General features: G+C 52.0%; 18 protein-coding genes. 15 read left to right on the top strand and 3 right to left on the bottom strand.

Features of this window, described 5'->3' with window-relative positions; translation table 11 throughout:
* The first annotated feature begins 122 nt into the window (after nt 1–122).
* The 5 genes from ACFVSO_RS26140 to ACFVSO_RS26120 all read left to right on the top strand — a co-directional run bounded on the left by ACFVSO_RS26140 (nt 123) and on the right by ACFVSO_RS26120 (nt 5,713).
* Nucleotides 123–1,529 carry an MATE family efflux transporter gene (locus ACFVSO_RS26140; RefSeq protein ID WP_387479724.1) on the top strand — a complete coding sequence of 469 codons (1,407 nt, stop codon included), beginning with the start codon at nt 123–125 and terminating at the stop codon, nt 1,527–1,529.
* Between the two features lie 249 nt (nt 1,530–1,778).
* Nucleotides 1,779–2,225 carry a MarR family winged helix-turn-helix transcriptional regulator gene (locus tag ACFVSO_RS26135; protein ID WP_387479660.1) on the top strand — a complete coding sequence of 149 codons (447 nt, stop codon included), beginning with the start codon at nt 1,779–1,781 and terminating at the stop codon, nt 2,223–2,225.
* A gap of 93 nt (nt 2,226–2,318) precedes the next feature.
* Complete coding sequence (locus ACFVSO_RS26130; protein WP_387479658.1) at nt 2,319–3,266, top strand: ring-cleaving dioxygenase; 948 nt, start codon at nt 2,319–2,321, stop codon at nt 3,264–3,266.
* Nucleotides 3,266–3,871 (top strand): alpha/beta hydrolase, encoded by a 606-nt coding sequence (locus ACFVSO_RS26125; protein ID WP_387479723.1) that lies wholly within the window; start codon nt 3,266–3,268, stop codon nt 3,869–3,871. The genes ACFVSO_RS26130 and ACFVSO_RS26125 overlap by 1 nt, the downstream gene beginning before the upstream one ends.
* A 1,230-nt stretch (nt 3,872–5,101) precedes the next feature.
* The gene (locus ACFVSO_RS26120) at nt 5,102–5,713 is read left to right on the top strand and encodes a flavin reductase family protein (RefSeq protein ID WP_387479656.1); all 612 of its coding nucleotides are present in this window, start codon (nt 5,102–5,104) and stop codon (nt 5,711–5,713) included.
* Between the two features lie 122 nt (nt 5,714–5,835).
* Here the strand turns inward: ACFVSO_RS26120 and ACFVSO_RS26115 are convergent, their stop codons facing one another.
* Entirely contained in the window at nt 5,836–6,597 is a 762-nt protein-coding gene (locus tag ACFVSO_RS26115) for a helix-turn-helix transcriptional regulator (protein WP_387479654.1), read from the bottom strand.
* A gap of 181 nt (nt 6,598–6,778) precedes the next feature.
* Here ACFVSO_RS26115 and ACFVSO_RS26110 point away from each other — a divergent pair, with 181 nt between their 5' ends.
* The 9 genes from ACFVSO_RS26110 (at nt 6,779) to ACFVSO_RS26070 (ending at nt 15,829) form a co-directional block, all read left to right on the top strand.
* Entirely contained in the window at nt 6,779–7,903 is a 1,125-nt protein-coding gene (locus ACFVSO_RS26110) for a BMP family ABC transporter substrate-binding protein (RefSeq protein WP_387479652.1), read from the top strand.
* 122 nt (nt 7,904–8,025) lie between these two features.
* Nucleotides 8,026–9,597 carry an ABC transporter ATP-binding protein gene (locus tag ACFVSO_RS26105; protein ID WP_387479650.1) on the top strand — a complete coding sequence of 524 codons (1,572 nt, stop codon included), beginning with the start codon at nt 8,026–8,028 and terminating at the stop codon, nt 9,595–9,597.
* Nucleotides 9,581–10,624 (top strand): ABC transporter permease, encoded by a 1,044-nt coding sequence (locus tag ACFVSO_RS26100; RefSeq protein ID WP_387479648.1) that lies wholly within the window; start codon nt 9,581–9,583, stop codon nt 10,622–10,624. The genes ACFVSO_RS26105 and ACFVSO_RS26100 overlap by 17 nt, the downstream gene beginning before the upstream one ends.
* Nucleotides 10,617–11,543: an ABC transporter permease gene (locus ACFVSO_RS26095; protein WP_387479646.1), complete on the top strand. Its 927-nt coding sequence runs from the start codon at nt 10,617–10,619 to the stop codon at nt 11,541–11,543. The genes ACFVSO_RS26100 and ACFVSO_RS26095 overlap by 8 nt, the downstream gene beginning before the upstream one ends.
* Nucleotides 11,544–11,563: 20 nt before the next feature.
* A complete protein-coding gene (locus tag ACFVSO_RS26090) occupies nt 11,564–12,481 on the top strand; it encodes a nucleoside hydrolase (protein WP_387479644.1) in 918 nt (305 codons plus the stop codon).
* On the top strand, nt 12,478–13,395 hold the full coding sequence (gene rbsK / locus ACFVSO_RS26085; protein ID WP_387479642.1) for a ribokinase: 918 nt from the start codon (nt 12,478–12,480) through the stop codon (nt 13,393–13,395). Before ACFVSO_RS26090 ends, rbsK begins: the two co-directional genes overlap by 4 nt.
* A gap of 25 nt (nt 13,396–13,420) precedes the next feature.
* The gene (locus ACFVSO_RS26080) at nt 13,421–14,365 is read left to right on the top strand and encodes a nucleoside hydrolase (RefSeq protein WP_387479722.1); all 945 of its coding nucleotides are present in this window, start codon (nt 13,421–13,423) and stop codon (nt 14,363–14,365) included.
* Between the two features lie 233 nt (nt 14,366–14,598).
* Nucleotides 14,599–15,501: an NAD(P)/FAD-dependent oxidoreductase gene (locus ACFVSO_RS26075; protein ID WP_387479640.1), complete on the top strand. Its 903-nt coding sequence runs from the start codon at nt 14,599–14,601 to the stop codon at nt 15,499–15,501.
* A gap of 145 nt (nt 15,502–15,646) precedes the next feature.
* On the top strand, nt 15,647–15,829 hold the full coding sequence (locus ACFVSO_RS26070) for a hypothetical protein (protein WP_387479638.1): 183 nt from the start codon (nt 15,647–15,649) through the stop codon (nt 15,827–15,829).
* Nucleotide 15,830: 1 nt separating this feature from the next.
* Here ACFVSO_RS26070 and ACFVSO_RS26065 read toward each other — a convergent pair whose 3' ends face one another.
* Nucleotides 15,831–16,643 (bottom strand): uracil-DNA glycosylase family protein, encoded by an 813-nt coding sequence (locus ACFVSO_RS26065; RefSeq protein ID WP_387479636.1) that lies wholly within the window; start codon nt 16,641–16,643, stop codon nt 15,831–15,833.
* Nucleotides 16,644–16,807: 164 nt separating this feature from the next.
* Between ACFVSO_RS26065 and ACFVSO_RS26060 the strand changes: the two genes are divergently transcribed.
* Complete coding sequence (locus ACFVSO_RS26060) at nt 16,808–17,077, top strand: hypothetical protein (protein ID WP_387479635.1); 270 nt, start codon at nt 16,808–16,810, stop codon at nt 17,075–17,077.
* Here the strand turns inward: ACFVSO_RS26060 and ACFVSO_RS26055 are convergent.
* A complete protein-coding gene (locus ACFVSO_RS26055) occupies nt 17,034–18,029 on the bottom strand; it encodes an N-acetylglucosamine kinase (RefSeq protein WP_387479633.1) in 996 nt (331 codons plus the stop codon). The two genes, ACFVSO_RS26060 and ACFVSO_RS26055, sit on opposite strands and share 44 nt — an antisense overlap.
* Between the last annotated feature and the right edge of the window lie 5 nt (nt 18,030–18,034).

Here is an 18,034-nt window from a genome sequence, read left to right as displayed (position 1 = left end):
ACACAAAATCACATTCTTTTTTACCAATAATCGCTGATGTAACTTTTTCTTTTGTGTGCTACGATACGATACGGTAGAAGCCTCTAGGGGCATAGCGCATGATGAAGAGTGAAGGTGATGACATGGAAGGGCATGCTGGAGAGACAGCAACGGGCAAAGGCAAGGGTACGAAGGATTTAAAGCTGTTCTACCTGACATGGCCTATATTTTTGGAAATATCATTATTTATGATGATGGGTATTGCAGATACGTTCATGCTGAGTGCGATCTCCGACAATGCGGTATCGGGCGTCGGCGCGGCGAATCAATTTCTGCATATTTCTATTCTGCTGCTGGAGGTTATCGGTAACGGGGCATCCATCGTTGTAGCGCAATACATCGGGTCGCGGAAGTTTTTTGAGGCGTCCAAAATTTCGGCAATTGCCGTTACGCTTAACTTGCTTGTCGGTATCGTGATGAGCGTACTATTCGTCGTGTTCAACGGATTTTTGCTGCGCTCACTGAACTTGCAAGGCGAAGTCTATGAGTTCGCGCACAGCTATCTGGCCATCGTGGGCGGGGCGATCTTCCTGCAAGCGATCATTAACTCGCTGGCCGCAATTATTCGTGTTCATGGCTTTACGAAGGAAGCGATGTTCGTATCGCTTGGTATGAACGTGATTCATATTATCGGCAACTATGCTCTGATCTTCGGCAACTTTGGTATGCCGGCACTTGGCGTAGAAGGTGCGGCGATCTCGACCGTAGCGAGCAGGCTGCTGGCGATTGTTGTCTTCTTCTGGCTGCTGTACCGCATTATGGAGGTACGCATCCAGTTCAGCTATTACTTTAATCTATCCAAGGAATACATCGGCAAGATATTGAAGATTGGCGTTCCCTCCGCTCTGGAGCAGGTGATGTATCAGAGCTGCCAGATTATCTTTATCTTCTATACAACATTCCTGGGCGAAGCGGCCCTAGCCGCCAAGCAATATGCGACCAACATCTCGATGTTCATCTATTTGTTTGCACTCGCAATCGGCATGGGAACATCGATTATGGTCGGTCGTTTGGTCGGTGAGGCTCGCCCGAACGACGCTTATAAGCGCGTCTGGATGAGCGTGCGCTCGGCGATCATTGGGACACTGATTGTTGTTGCGCTAGTGATGCTGTTCCGGGAGCAGCTTGTCGGCATGTTCACCGACGATGCCGATGTCTTGCGCATCGGAGCGCAGGTGCTGCTGTACAGCTTGCTGCTGGAGACAGGACGCACGATCAACTTGGTTATCGTCAATGCGCTGCGCGCAGCCGGCGATGCGAAGTATCCGCTCTTCGTCGGCATGTTCTCCATGGTAGGCATGAGTTTGACGCTGGGCTATCTGTTCGTCTTCCATTTCAATATGGGGCTTGTCGGCATATGGCTGGCGATTGCCGCTGACGAATGGCTCCGAGCCTGTATCTTTTACTTCCGATGGAAGAGCCGGGCATGGGAGAAGCATGCGCTTGTGCGGCCGGATAAGGAAGCGGACAAAGCAGCGGTTCATGTATAGCAAGTAAGCTGCGCTGCCTGCCACGACAGATGCCTCTGTGTGGCAGGCGTTTTTTTGGTGGAGGGCTTCGGGGGTGTGGGGGCGCATCGGATGATGCGGGAATAGGCTGCCTGACAAGGTGGTATGCTAGTGCTGAAGAGAGAAAGATCGTGAATAAAAAAGCTTCATCTGACGGGGTTGACATCTTGCTTATGTTCTGATATCTTTAATTTAAGATAATGCAAATTGAAATAAAGGAGGCAGGCGCACATGGCGAACCAAGGGACCAATGAAGCACTCGATTTATACATTGCCTTATCCCGAGCAAGCCAGTGGATCAATGCCCATGCCGACCGCGATATACGCAAGCATGGACTGAATAGAACCGAATTCGGCGTGCTGGAGCTTCTATATCACAAAGGACCGCAGCCCTTGCAGCAAATTGGAGGCAAGGTGCTGATGAGCAGTGGCAATATTACGTATGTAGTGGATAAGCTGGAGAAAAAAGGGCTCGTTGCCAGACGCGCTTCCAAGGAAGACCGCCGCTTGATTTATGCGGAGGTTACAGACGCGGGCTGCGCCTTCATAGAAGCCGTGTTCCCGACGCATACTACGATTATCGAGCAGGCTGCCAGCGGATTATCCGACGAAGAGAAGCAGGTGGCCAGCGAGCTGTTGAAGAAGCTAGGCAAATACGCACAGCAGTCCTATCATTAGAGCTTGTCCAGCCGTTATCCGGCGGAGGATGAGCAAGAGGGCTGCTTCTGCAGAACATATATCTTAAATTAAAGATAATAAGGAGAGATGGACATGACAACCAAAACAGCAGGTATTCACCATATTACGGCATTTGTTCGGAATCCTCAGCAAACCACGAATTTTTACGCAGGGGTACTGGGACTGCGGCTTGTGAAAAAAACGATCAACTTCGACGCCCCAGAGGTTTATCACCTGTACTTCGGCGACCGGATGGGCAGCCCGGGAACGATTATTACGTTCTTCCCTTGGGCGGATTCGCGCAAGGGCCGTATAGGCGGCGGGCAAGTCGGCATTACGAGCTATGTGGTGCCAGCAGGTGCATATGAGTTCTGGAAGGAACGCCTTGTGAGACTTGGCGTAGAGATTCAGGAAACGGAGCGTTTCGGTGAGCGCTACTTACAGTTCGCCGATCCGGACGGCTTGCGCGGTGAAATTGTGGCGCGGGAGGAAGGTCCGAACAGCGACTGGTCGTTCGGTGGCATTCCAGTTGACAAAGCGATCAAAGGCTTTGGCGGAGCGGTACTGTTCAGTACAGCGCCGGAATCGACAGGCAAGCTGCTGGAAGTCGTGATGGGCTTGACGAAAGTCGGCGAGGATGCCGGCTTTGTACGCTACCGCGCTTTCGGCGATTTGGGCAATGTCATTGAAGTGAACGCAACTCCTATGGCTCACGGCCAAGGAGGGCACGGTACCGTGCATCACATCGCAATGCGAGCTGTGGATGACGCCGAGCATGCTGTCTGGAGGCAGCATGTAGCCGCGCATGGCTATCAGCCAACGCCAATCGTAGACCGTCAATACTTTAATGCCCTTTACTTCCGCGAAGAAGGCGGTATTCTGTTCGAAATCGCAACAGATCCTCCGGGCTTTGCAAGAGATGAAGAGCCAGAGCATCTGGGTGAGAAGTTGATGCTGCCGGAATGGTACGAGAAGCATCGGGGTGAGATCGAGAAGAATCTGCTGCCATTTGAAGTTAGAGAATTGGAGGAGAACAAATGATGAAGCATCTATTCATAAAAGGGACCGATTCGAACGCGCCGGTATTGCTGCTGCTGCATGGAACGGGAGGCACGGAGCGCGATCTGTTGCCGCTGGCGGAGAGGCTGTCGCCTGCATCCTCCGTCCTTAGCGTCCGAGGCAATGTATTGGAGAACGGCATGCCCCGTTTCTTCCGCAGACTGGCGGAGGGCGTATTCGATATTGAGGACTTGATCTTCCGTACGAAAGAGCTCAATGAGTTCCTGGCCAGCGCAGCGGCGGAATACGGATTTGACCGCGGCAATATTGTGGCAGTTGGTTATTCCAACGGGGCGAATATTGCAGGGAGCTTGCTCTTCCATTACAAGGATACGCTGAAGGGCGCTGTCCTGCATCATCCGATGGTTCCGATTCGCGGCGTAGAGCTGCCAAATATGGATGGGCTGCCTGTCTTCATCGGGGCAGGCGAGAACGACCCGATCTGTCCGCCGTCAGAAACAAGAGATCTGGAGGCGCTGCTGAGCGAAGCAGGAGCCGAGGTGACGACCTACTGGGAGAGATTCGGGCATCAGCTGACCGGCACAGAGGTTTCGGCCGCTGCGGAATGGTTCAAGAGAACTTTTTGAGGAGGAAGCGTCTAAATCACAGTAAACATAATGAACACACAAGCTTGTGCAGATGCACGGGCTTGTTTTTATGGAAATAATTGCTGCTCATAAAAGCTTTTCGGATACCTGGCGGTTAATATTAGTAAAAGGGGATACTTTTTAGCGAAGTAGTATGGCGGAAGAGGAAATCGCTATAAGAAAACAATGCACATTCTCAGCAAGAACTGAAACAAGATTTCAGTTCATCGAAGACCAGCGCTCCGAATTTCGACTGGAGAAGATCTGTAAAGTGTTACAGGTATTAGTGCAATGAGCCGCATTCTTCGTTAAGGTTATTATCAAGTGTTTTAATGATTTGGCTAATTGTGAATATTGTTCAGAAAGGTATGATATTTGGAGGAAATGGATGCAGCCTAGTGTTGAGAATGGCAGGTGGATATTATTTTTTCGGACGAAATATTTCACTAACAGTGAAATAAATAATTGAATTTATGAGTGTTAGTATAATAGTTGGGCCATAATAACTTATATATTCTTTGATGTTATCTATATGATCGAATTTGAAATTATTGTATATGGAGTAAACTAGAAAAAGTAAGGTCTGTGATATTACAAGTAGTAATATAAGTGAGCTAATACCACGAAATGATTGATTATTTTTTGTGATATAATCGACTAAGAAAGAGACTGGTATTGCAATAAAAAACAAAACAGGTGTTATAAACAACATATACGTTGATATGAAATACCAAGTGTTATCATGCTGGGTTCGTTCGAACAGGCGCATTAAAGATATAATTATAGTAGAGAAAACTAAAGTAATGACTGATATTTTAATTTTATTCTTCATTTGATTAGTCTCCTAGTAGACGAATGAAAATTAGTATGATGCCAAAAGATACTCAAAGCTGACTCATTCCTCTGAAGCACTTGATAACTTGGTTGCCCTATATAAAATTCACCAGTATAAGTATAGTGAATGGTTGGATAATTGACAAGTAGATTTCCAGAAGAGTGATTAACAGTAAATTTAATTTTGTTTGCCCCGGTAAGATCAGCGTTAGTCAAATATGAATACTCTTTTTTCGAATTTATTTAGTGTCTATAACCTTGCTTTCATAAACTTTTTTTGAAAAACACCGTGCTTGTGTAATCGTATTTATTACCCCCTTCAATTCATCCCATTTAATGCTGATTACCTGCTTAATAACCATGGTGTTTATAATATTTGATTTAGGAGGAAGCGGTATGATCGTTATTGACCCGGAGCACCAGAGCGCCCAGGACAACTACAAGCTGTTGATCGGCAGCATTATTCCCCGACCGATCGCTCTGGTAACGACGCTGTCGGCAGACGGTGTGCTGAATGCCGCACCGTTCAGCTTCTTCAACATTGTGTCCTCCAATCCACCGATGGTGTCCGTCTCTGTGCAGCGAAAGAACGGCATACAGAAGGATACGGCGCGAAATGCTGCGGCGCAAGACGCCTTCGTCGTCCATATCGCCGATGAGACGTATGTGGAAGCGATGAATGCGACAGCGGCCCAGGTTGCTTCGGATGTCAGTGAAGTAGAGCTTGCAGGGCTGACGGCGGTGGCTAGCGACAGAATCAAGGTGCCGGGTGTGCTTGAAGCGAGTATCCGAATGGAATGTGTGCTGGAGCATGCCTTGCCGCTTGGCGGCACTGAAGATTCGCCAGCATGCGATCTGCTGATCGGCAGGGTCGTACGCTTCCATATTGCAGATTCACTTTATGAGAACGGACGAATTGATCCGGACGGCCTGAAGCCGGTAAGCCGGCTGGCGGGACATGATTACGCCAAGCTTGGCGAACGGTTTACGCTGGCTCGCCCGGAGTAATGTTCATACTAGAGAAAAGCAGCAGCCCAGATAGAACGGGATGCTGCTTTTTAGTTTGGAAGGGGCATGCTGCGCTGCATGCATCTGCAAGCTGCTGGACACAGCATCAGCAGCGGCTTGCTTCAATCGTTGCTCCATACTTTGGAGAGCCGATACTGCTTGGGAGAGATGCCGTTCTCGCGCTTGAACATGCTGCAGAATTGCGCATCGTTGACAAACCCGGCATCGAGCGCAACCTCCGAGACGAGCTTCTCCGGGTGCAGAATGAGCGAGGATCTTGCATAGTTGAGCCGCTTCACATACAAATATTGAAGCGGAGCTACGCCGTACTTCTCCTTGAACAAATGGCGAAACCGTCCGTAGCTGTATCCCGCGAGATCGGCAAGCGCTTGAATGGATATTTTTTGGCGAAAGTGCTCATCCATAAAGTTAAGCACATAATTCATCCGATCCGATTGCTGCTTGGGCGCCTTCCGGGCGCCAATCAGCCGGATCAGCTGAATCGACAGCTCCCCGACTAGCAAGTTCAGCATGTCCGAGAAGTCATCCTGCTGCTTCACGAACTCGTCTTTCATCCGCAGCAATATATTTTCAATCGTACCTTCTTGATCGTCCTCGAATACGCCATTAAGATAAGACAGTCCCTCGCGTTCACTATAGAAACCAACGAACAGGACGTCCGCTTCATGCAGATGCAGCTCGTCATGCTCGATGAAGGGGGCGACGAGGGCAAAGGTGTTTTTGCGGAAATGGTAAGGTGTGGAACCGATCTTCGTATGGCCCTTCCCGTAATAGTAGACGAGCTCAAAGCACTCGTGAAAGTGAGAAGGGATATAGTGCTTCTCCCGCCGTCTGGAGAAGAACAGAAAATCCATATTGTTCATGCCCGTTGCTCCCATCTGTTGATTTAGCCAAATCATATAAGAAATATGAGCGAATCAAGATAAAATATAAGGGCGTTGTTTGGTACAATCATATCATTGAAAGAAGCATATCGTAAACTTCATAGCGAATAGAGAAGATGAGCTGTGAAGAAATAAACCAAACCTACCTATAGGGGGCATAATGATGAAACGAAGTTTATTGGCTTTAGTGCTGGCTGCTGTGATGTTGATTGCGGCCTGTTCGGGCGGAGGCAAAAATGCAGGTCCGGCGAACGAGAAACCGGACAACTCCGGTTCCAAATCGGACAACTTGAAAGTTGTGTTGCTTGTACCGGGTACGCTTGGCGACAAATCATTCTTCGATGCGGCGAACAGCGGTCTTGAGCAAGTGGCGAACAGCCTGCAAGCAGAGACGAAAGTTATCGAGATGGGCGTTGACACCACGAAGTGGGAGCCGACATTCAATTCCGTAGCGGCACAAGACTGGGATGTTATCATCTCTGGCGGGTCCCAAATTACGGAGCTTCTGAACGCAACAGCTGAGAAGCACCCGGACAAGAAGTTCATTAACTATGATACTGACATCCCAGAAGCGGCAGCTAACGTATACGCGATTTCTTACGCAACGAATGAAGTATCCTTCATGGCAGGCGCTGCGGCGGCTCTGACGAGCGTATCCGACATGGCGCATGCGAACGAAGACAAGAAAATCGGCTTCCTGGGCGGCATGGATATCCCTGCAATCAACGCATTCCTGGTTGGTTACATCGAGGGTGCCAAATACGCTGTTCCAGACATCAAGGTTGCCGTATCTTACGCAGGCGACTTTGCCGATCCGGGCAAAGGCAAAGAGCTGTCCCTGCTGCAATACAACTCCGGCGTTGACGTTATCTTCAACGTAGCGGGCGGAACAGGCCTTGGCGTGTTCGACGCAGCGAAGGAGAAAAGCCGTTACGCAATCGGTGTAGACTCCGACCAGGCGACAATGATGGCTGGTACGGATAAAGAAAAAGCAGATTTGATCATTACCTCTTCTGTGAAAAAAATCGACCAAGCGATCGTTCATGCGGTTCGCGGCATCAAAGCCGGTACGCTGGAGCTTGGCAAGCTGGATGTTGTAGGCCTGGAGCAAGACGGCGTAGGCATCGTGCGCAACAGCATTTTCAACGCGGTCGTATCCGAGGACATCAAAGCTCAGCTGGTTGAAATCGAGAAAAAACTGATTGCCGGCGAGATCGAAGTAAGCAATGCCATGGGCATGCAGACTTCCGATGTTGACCAAATCCGCAATTCCGTTAAGCCATAACACACGGATTCATACAAGCTTTTAGCTAAAATAACCAAGGGAGTTCTTCGGCTGCGAAGAATTCCCTTCAATTCTATCAGGCCGCCATCGCTATGCTGCGAGGGGCTAAGGGGAGAACATTGATGCGGCAGAACGTGCTGGAGATGCGCAATATCACCAAGGTCTATCCGAATGGCGTTACAGCCAACCGCAACGTCGACTTCTCGCTGAGAGAAGGCGAAATTCATGCTCTGGCTGGAGAGAACGGGGCCGGCAAGTCGACTTTGATGAAAATCCTGTTCGGCATGGAAGCACCAAGTGACGGGGAAATCCGGCTGAGAGGCGAGCAGATGCGTTTCCAAACGCCGCAGGATGCGATTGCGAAGGGCATTGGCATGGTCCATCAGCACTTTATGCTGGTGCCGTCTTTCACCGTAGCGGAGAATATGGTGCTTGGTATGGAGCCGAAGAAAGGGCTTGGTATCCATTATGAAGAAGCGGTGCGCATGACGCAGGCGCTGTCGGAGAAGTACCAGCTGACGGTTGATCCAAGGGCGAAGGTGGAGTCCTTGTCGGTCGGCATGAAGCAAAAGGTGGAAATTTTGAAAGCGCTCCTACGCGGAGCGAAGATTCTCATTCTGGACGAGCCGACAGCCGTTCTGACCCCGCAAGAGACCGATGAGCTGTTCAAGCAATTGCTGGTGTTGAAGCAGGAAGGCCATACGATCGTCTTCATCTCTCACAAATTAAAGGAAGTGAAGGCGATCTGCGATCGCATCACGATCATGCGCAGCGGAACAAGCGCAGGCGTCTTCGATATGGCGGACGTCACCGAACAGGAGATATCGCGGCTGATGGTCGGCCGGGATGTTGTGCTCAAATATGATAAGGCTGAATCGTTCTATGGACCGCCAGTACTGGATGTCAAAGGGATTACGTACGTCAATGCCTTGGACAAAAAAGCGTTGAACGATATCGGTCTCACGATCCGTGCGGGTGAGATTGTCGGCATTGCCGGCGTAGAGGGGAATGGACAGGCCGAGTTGGTCAAGGCGCTTACGGGCGGACTTGGCGGCCGGGTACAGGGCTCGGCCAAGGTGAACGGCTCCGAGATCGTCAGCCTGGATATGCGTGCCATTCGGGAGCTAGGCATATCCTATGTGCCTGAGGATCGCATGAGCCAAGGAGCTGCCAAAGAGGAGAGCATCTCCGACAATATCATATCCACGCGTTATCGCAGCAGGGACTGGAATAAGGGTCTCTTTATGAAAGGAAAGTCGATTATACGTCTGGCGGAGAAGCTGATTGAGGAATTCAAGGTCAGATGCTCCGGCCCTGCACAGCCGATTGGAATGCTGTCCGGCGGCAATATGCAGAAGGTTATCGTGGCGCGGGAATGCTCCACCGATCCTATTCTGCTCATTGCCGAGCAGCCAACCAGGGGCGTCGATATCGGGGCGGCTCAGCTCGTCCACCAGAAGCTGCTGGAGATGAGAAGCCAGAACTGCGCGATACTGCTGATTTCGGCCGATTTGAATGAAATTATGGAGTTGAGCGATACGCTGTACGTCATGTACGGCGGTGAGCTGGTTGCTGCATTCGATAAGCCGTCTGAAGTGACGGAAGAAGAGCTGGGACTGTATATGCTCGGATTGAAAAAACAGCAGGGTGAACACATAGGGAGGGGCGTAACGTCAGATGCTCAAGTACTTTGATGCCATAAGAACACTGATATCGATTGCGATCGCGCTAGTTATCGCCTTCCTCATCATTGCTATGATCAGCGAACAGCCCCTGGAGACAATCAGAATTTTCCTGATGGGGCCGCTGTCGACTACGGCACAGATCGGCAATGTGATTGAGATGGCGATTCCGCTCATGTTCACAGGCCTGTCGGTTGTCCTGCTATTCCGCAGCGGATTATTCAATCTCGGCGCGGAAGGCTTGTTCTATATTTCGGGTGTAGTTGCTGCCATTGTCGCGATCTACGCCAGCATGAACGGCTTTATCCATCCTGTTGTAGCGATACTGGCCGGCTCGACTGTCGGGGCGCTGCTGTCTGCTATCCCCGGCATTATGAAAGCGAAGTGGAATGCGGAAGTGCTCGTTACATCACTGATGTTCAACAGCATATTGTCCGGTATTGGCCTTTATATCTTGAACTATCACTTGCGGGATGCGGCAGCCTTCGCCAATGTGTCCTACAAGTTCCAGGAGACGGCGAGACTTGCGAACCTGATCCCGGGGACGCGAATTCATACCGGTCTAATCTTGGTTCTCATCTGCATCGTAGCCACGCATTACTTCATGTATCACACAAGATGGGGCTATGAGCTGCGGATGACGGGCTCCAACCGCGCTTTCGCCGAGTTTTCCGGTATCAAGACGGGACGGGTCATCATTACGGTACATCTTATCGCCGGCTTCCTTGCGGGGATGGGCGGATCGGTGGAAGTACTGGGGATGTATTCCCGGTTTCAATGGTCTGATCTTCCGGGCTACGGCCTGGACGGGGCACTGGTCGCCTTGTTGGCGAAGAACAACCCTCTGTCGGTTGTAGGCGCGGCTCTGTTCCTCGCTTATATTCGGATTGGCGCCGATCAGATGTCCATTATGTCGGATGTTCCGGCGGAGCTGATCTCGATTATTCAAGCCATTATTATTCTGCTTATCTCGGCGGAGCAATTCCTGAAGATGTGGAAGAACAGACAGCTGCTGAAGGAGGCGGAGAAACTTGGATAGCTTCTGGAGCGTACTTTTTTCGACGGATTTTGCTTTCTCCGTCCTTCGCGTTACGACACCGATCCTGCTTGCCGCATTAGGGGCACTGATCTCCAACAAAGCCGGTATCGTTAATATCGGTATGGAGGGCACGATGCTCGTTGGCGCGTTAACGGGTGTTATCGTGAGCGCCTATACAGGCAGCGCTTGGATCGGGCTGCTTGGGGCGGTCATGTCCGGCATTACGTTGTCGGCCATTCTGGCCTATTTCACACTGAAGATCAAGACGCATATTATTTTGGGCGGTATCGCCATCAACATGTTCGCCTCGGGCGGAACGGTCTTTATTCTTTATTTGGTCAGCGGGGACAAAGGCACTTCGACTTCTCTGCAAAGCAAAGTGCTGCCGAACCTGCATATTCCGCTGGTACAGGATATTCCGGTGCTGGGACCGATCCTCTCCGGCCATAACGTATTAACGTACATTTCCTTGCTGGCAGTGGCAGGCGTGTATTATATGCTGAAGAGAACGCCGCTGGGCTTGCAGATTCGTTCGGTCGGCGAGAACCCTCAGGCGGCTCAATCGGTCGGCATCAGCGTAGCCAAAATTCAATTTATCGCATTGTTGCTTAGCGGATTTTTCGCTTCCCTCGGCGGCGCGTTCATGTCCATGGGCTATCTGTCACTCTTCACGAGAGATATGACGGCCGGACGGGGCTGGATCGCGATCGCGGCGGAAGCGCTTGGCGGAGGCAGCACGATTGGGACATTCATCGCTTCCTTAATCTTCGGGGCGACGAATGCGATGGCGAATGCGCTGCAAATTTTGAAAATACCATCAGAGCTGATCTCGACGTTCCCCTATGTGGCAACGGTCGTAGGATTGCTCGTCTATGCGATTATTGAGAGCAAACGGAAGAAACGCAAAAAGGGAATCTAACAGCTAAGGAGACGGACATTATGGTACGAATTATACTAGATACCGATATCGGGAGCGACGTGGATGACGCAATGGCGCTGGCACTGGCCATGCATTCGGAAGAAATTCAAATTGAGGGCGTCACGACAGTCTACGGCAACGTAGATCTGCGTGCTCGCATGGCGAAGAAGATGCTGCAATATGGCGGGCATCCCGAAGTGCGCGTATACGCGGGCCTCAACAAGACTCTCCTGGACAACCGCGAGATCTGGATGGCCGGCCATGAGGGCGACGGTCTGCTGGCGGAGGATGATCACTTGGAATATGAAGACCGTCATGCAGTCGATTTCATGATCGACACGGTCATGAGCAACCCCGGCGAGATTACGCTCGTTGCGATCGGTCCGCTGACGAATATTGCGGCTTGCTTAATTCGTGAGCCGCGAGTGGCTCAGAATGTGAAGGAAATCGTCATTATGGGCGGTGTGACCCGTCTAGGCGATAACGGCAAGCATATGCGGGTCGTAGAGCACAACATCGTCTGCGATCCAGAGGCAGCTTCACTTGTATTCCGCAGCGGCGCTCCGATCCTGATGGCGGGGCTTGATGTGACGCTTAAGGTTATTATTACGGAAGCAGAGAGAGCGAAGCTGCATGAATCCGGCGATCCGCTGAATATGGCGCTTGCCCGCATGATCGGCAAATGGTTCGAATTTGCGAAAGAAGAGAAGTCGTTTATGCACGATCCGCTTACGATCGCACTGCTGATCGACCGTACGCTCGTCCGCACGGAGCGCATGAACATTCGCGTGGATTATGATCATCGTCCACAGACGGGGCAGACGATTGCGACACTCGACGAGAACGGCAACGTCGAGGTTTGTCTGGATGTCGATCATAGCCGCGCGGTAGCGCTGCTCATGGAGCGCTTGGTCTACAGAAAGGCCAACGCCGTATGAAGCAGCCGAATATTGTCGTCGTAGGCAGCATGAATATGGATATCGTCGTGAAGACGTCTCGATTCCCTGAAGGCGGGGAGACGATTCTGGGCGACGAGATTCATTTTATTCCCGGCGGCAAAGGAGCCAATCAGGCGGTTGCCCTCGCGCGTCTTGGCGCGCAGGTGACGATGGTCGGAGCAGTCGGTCTTGACTCCTTCGGCCGTACGCTCATGACGGCGATGGCCGACAATGGAGTGAACGGCGACTATATTAAAATCACGGAGCAAGCTTCCACCGGCACAGCTTCGATTACGCTGACACCGGACGAAAATAATATTGTGGTGGTGCCTGGAGCGAATGACAAGCTGGCTCCTCCCGACATCAAGCAGGTCGAGTCGCTCATTCAAGCTGCGGACGCAGTTCTGCTTCAACTGGAAATTCCGCTGGAGACGGTGGAGTATGCCGCGGGGCTGGCTCATCGATATGGCAAGCTTGTTATCCTGAATCCGGCACCGGCTCGTCCGCTGCCGGAGAGTCTGCTGAAGCGTGTGCATGTCATTACGCCGAACCGGACGGAGCTGGAAGCCCTAACCGGGATTGCGCTTGAGGAGCGCTCGCTGGAAGAAGCGGTAGACAAGCTGCTGGAGAGCGGAGTAGGCTGCGTCGTGACGACGTTAGGCGCGGAAGGTTCATTATGGAAGCGGAGAGACGGCTCGCTGCAGCGCCAATCTGCCTATCGCATGGAAGTTGTTGACACAACCGGCGCAGGGGATGCATTTAATGCGGGATTAGCCTATGATATAAGCGCGGCCCGTAGTATCGGAGACGCAGTTGCTTTTGCCGCCAAGGTATCCGGTCTCGCCGTTACGAAGTTCGGGGCGCAGGATGGCATGCCGACGATGGCGGAAGTACAGGCATACTTTCAGGAATGAGAAGCGAGGGCTGCATGTGAGACAGATGAAAAAAATGATCATTGATGCCGATACAGGCATCGACGACGCGCTTGCCATTCTATATGCATTGAGATCGCCTTCTATTAAGGTGGAAGGGATTACGACCGTGTTCGGGAACATTAACGTAGATCAGGCGACGGACAATACGTTAAGAATGATCGCACTGGCGGCTCCTGCTTATGAGGTGCCGGTTGCCAAGGGAGCGGGCAAGCCGCTCAAACGGGGGAAGCCGGAATTTGGCACGCATGTTCATGGCGCGAACGGGATTGGCAATGTGGAGGTAGCAGCTTCCGCCCAGCAGCCGCTGGACGAAGCGGCGGCAGATTTCATATTGCACAAATCCGAGGAGCTCGCAGGCGAGCTAATCGTGGTGACGCTGGGCCGGCTGACGAATCTGGCGCATGCGATCGAGAAGGACCCTTCCGTATGCGGAAGAATCAAGCATGTATACGTAATGGGTGGAGCGGTAGGCGTTCCCGGTAATATCACGCCCGTATCGGAGGCGAACATTTGGGGCGATCCTGAAGCGGCTGAGCTTGTATTTGCTTCCAGCGTTCCGCTTACGATGGTCGGTCTCGACGTGACGATGAAGACGCTGCTGACGGGCGAGCATCTGGACAGGCTGCAGCAAGCATGTGGAGAAGGAAATGCGGAGGTTGTCGATTTCATCCGGGAATCGCATCGCTTCTACTTCGACTTCTATCGCACCAGCAACTACTTTATCGATGCAGCTCCGATTCATGATCCGCTTACCATATTGATAGCGGAAGATCCGTCGATCGTGACCACGCAACAGATGAATGTCAAGGTCATTTGCGACAGCGAGCTGTGCGCGGGCATGACGGTGGCCGATCTGCGCCGCAGATCATTGGTCGGCTCACCGATTCAAGTATGCACAGAAGTGAACGCTGCTTTGGCGGTCGATCGTTTGCTGCACGCTTTTCTATAAGAGCATCTACAGCGTAAGCAGTAGTACTGTGATTAGTAGGTTCAACCATAATCGTTCAATTGCAATCGTTCGTTCATTTTTAACCCTTTGTTCGGAGCCCGTGCTGGATGCACGGGTTATTTTTTTGCTCTCGATCGGTGGTCATAAAAGCATGACGCACTCCGGCCCTTGATATACATAATTAGATGGGATCTTTTTTGAGTTCGGGCAAGGACAGGAAGGGTGGTTGGAGCATGGCAGTGGATTGTGCCATTATCGGCGGGGGCCCGGCAGGGATGAATGCCGCGCTGGTGCTCGGTAGAGCCAGAAGAAGCGTCGTTCTATTCGATGATAATCGGCCGCGCAATGCGGCAACCCGGCATACGCACGGCTTTCTGACCAGGGATGGCGTGAAGCCAAGCGAGCTGAGAGAGTTGGCCCAGAAGGAGCTTGCCGCCTACTCAACGGTGGAGGTGAAGCGGCAGCGGGTGACGGATATTCGGCGCGCGGGTAGCGGGTTTCATATAGGGACAGGGGATGGCGGATGGTATGCTGCCCGCAAGGTGCTGCTGGCGACGGGGCTTCGGGAGACGCTGCCGCAGATACCGGGTATCGGGAGCTATTACGGCCGAAGCTTGTTCAACTGTCCGTACTGCGATGGGTGGGAGCTGCGTGACCGCCCGTTGATTGTAATTGCTGACGGCATGAACGCATTTACACTGACCAGACTGGCTTACCAATGGAGCAAGGATTTGATCCTGTGCACCAATGGTGCAAGACGTACATTATCCCATGAAGAACTGCAAAAATTGCAGAGTCGCGGAATCCGGTTGACCAGACAGCGAATCGTGGAGCTGGAGGGGAAGGATGGAGAGCTGCATTCTATTCGCCTGGAGGAAGGCTCGCGGGTGCGCTGCTCCGGAGGTTTCGTGTCGCCGATCTGGCGGCAGGCCGCTCTGTTTGGCGATTGGCTTGGGTGCGAGGTGAATGATCAGGGCGGCATACAAACTGATCGGTTAGGTCGTACGAGCGTGTACGGCGTATACGCAGCTGGCGATTCCTCAGTCATCGCGCCTGCGCAGGCTGTTATTGCGGCGGGAGAGGGCAGCAAGGCCGCGATCGGGATTAATGCGGATTTGATTCAGGAGGATTTTTGAGGGGGAGAAATGAGTTAGGGTTAGTGGATCGGAAAAATGAACAAAGGTAGGCAGATGTAAAGGGGTTCGGTATAATAGGTCACAAATTAGTGTTTCAGCCTGGCCGGGGTTTTGAATTAGGGCATATTAGGGGGAGGACATGTTTGTGATCTATTTGATTTTTATCATACCTATCTTGGGTATGATGCTATACATCAATACCGTAAAGCTGCTCAAAAATATAAAAGAAGGCAGAAATACCGCCAATCAAACGGGTTGGGGGGCAGTGCTGACTGGCTTGATCCTATTTCTTTCGTTTGTCGTGATACTGAATGCATTGTCCTATTAATTCAAAGTGAATGTCTGGTACGGCAAGTCTGACTATCTTGTGTTGGGGAGTCCATTTCGCTGCTATAGGATTTTCTCAACTTGCGCCGCAAAATTTCTTTATGATGTTCCTTCAGCAGCTCGAATTGCTTCTTGCGATGGCCGTTGGCGCCAGAAGGATGAGGGAAGTCGAATAAACAGCGTTCATGGAGCCGTTCCCCGGGGAGCGGTTTTTCGTCGTCGATGTAACGCAATACGTCCGAGACGGATTTGCCGAGCGGAATAACAATGGAGTCTTTCACGGCTGCAAGTTCATTGGCAAAGTCATGTAGTGCATACTTGCGAATGAGATTGGATGATAGCATCCGCGGATTATGGCCAGTGTAGTTGTCTCCTTTGCGGAACAGGGGATAGCGAATGACCGAAGTCGTGTGAATTAGCTCACGGCGGTCTCCGAATAGTTCGCTGCTATCGTAGACATTAAGCAGCTCCGGCAAGCCGAGCTCGTTCAACATGTCTATCAGATGGCGGCGCATCGTTCCGGCGAAGCTTGCCACGTACTTTGCTCTCCGGTCGATATCGGATAGGCTGATCCCGGACGCCAGGTCATCCTTGGCTTGAAGGAGTGAAAGCGACATTTGAGTAAAACCTGGCGTAATGCCGACGATGGTGACTTTAGCAGCAGGATTCACGTAATCGTAGGGTGCGTAGTACAAGGAAAGGTCGTTTTCTTGCTTCAAAAGTAAGTCCTCTATTAGAAGGTCCTCGCGTTGCCACGGCTGATCGGGAAGACCGGCAATGATGTTCTGATATGTCGCTAACTTCGATTGTGCCAATCCATCCGCCTCCGTAACATTTCGTTTAAGTAACTGTATCTTGTGATTGCGCGCAGCTTAACTTTATTATGCCATGTATTCGGAATAGTTGGCGGACAATCTCTCTGCAAGCAGAGAAACTCGGCTTAGAGGGCCGCCCGAGCGGGAAAAGGAAGCTGTAAGCAGTGAAACTCGGCTTAGAGAGCCGCCCGGGTGGGAACGGGAAGCTGCAAGCAGAGAAACTCGGCTTAGAGAGCCGCCCGGGTGGGAACGGGAAGCTGCAAGCAGAGAAACTCGGCTTAGAGAGCCGCCCGAGCGGGAAAAGGATGCTGCAAGCAGAGAAACTCAGCTTCTATATAGAAGGAGGGCTGCCCACGACGGGCAGCCCTCCTTCTGTCAACGCAGCGCTTCCTACTGAAGCGCATCAACAATTTTCTTGCGCAGCTCCGCGCTGAGCGGACCGCCGTGCGCGAGCTCCAGCGCCCAGACGACCGCGCCTGCGGCTGGCGGCTCCTGGAGCAGGATGAAATTGCATTCGCGTCCCGTCAGCTCCGCAACAATTTGCTTGTAGCGGTCGCGCATGATCGGGGAGGCAGCTTTTACCCACACCGAGCCGGCCATGACGATGTCGACAGGTCCCTCATCGAAGTCTAGGTGGCTGATGCAGCCAACCGTGGAGTAGGCGAGCTGGCGCGCGGAATGCTCCACGATTGCCGATGCCACAGGATCACCGTTTTCCGCCGATTCGAGCAGCAGCGTCACCAGCTCTGTAAAAGGAAGCTTGCGTGTGATCAGCTGCTCCAGTGCATAATCCATAAAGCTTTCCTTGTCGCTCACGCCGATCAGCTTCAGAGCAGGCGCTGTCATGCTTGTCTCGGGAGCGAGACGGTAGAAGCTGTCATAGATCGCGCGAATAACGCGGCGAGACAAGTAGAAGCCGCCGCCTTCGTCGCCGGACAGCTCGCTGCCGACACCGCCGACTTGCAAGCGCTGGCCGCTAGGCGAGATGCCGCCCGTGCAGACGCCGGAGCCGTTGATCGAGCAGATGCCGTAGCCTTTTTCGCTGCCGACCTTGATCCCGAGGAACGAGTCATTGTCCAGCGCATAGGTGGTGAAGCTGATCTTCTCCACCACTTCATTGAGGTTGCGCTTCTGGACCGGGATGTCCGCTCCTGCAAGTCCGAATGCGCCAGTAGCTACATCCTCCATCGATAGTCCATTTCTCGATAGCAGCAGCGTAATTTGTTCGTTCATCACGCGATAGGCTTCGGCATAGCTGTCCTTGAACTGCTCATGACTGCATGTGCCCGAGCGGATATGATCGACGAGCGTGCCGCTAAGATCGAATAAGAAATAATCCGTTTTGCTGTTGCCGCCGTCGACGCCAATTACATAATTACCTTTCATAACAG

It is taken from the genome of Paenibacillus sp. NPDC057967, from assembly GCF_042887015.1.
Lineage (GTDB): Bacteria > Bacillota > Bacilli > Paenibacillales > Paenibacillaceae > Pristimantibacillus.
This window is presented reverse-complemented; position numbering and strand designations above follow the sequence as displayed.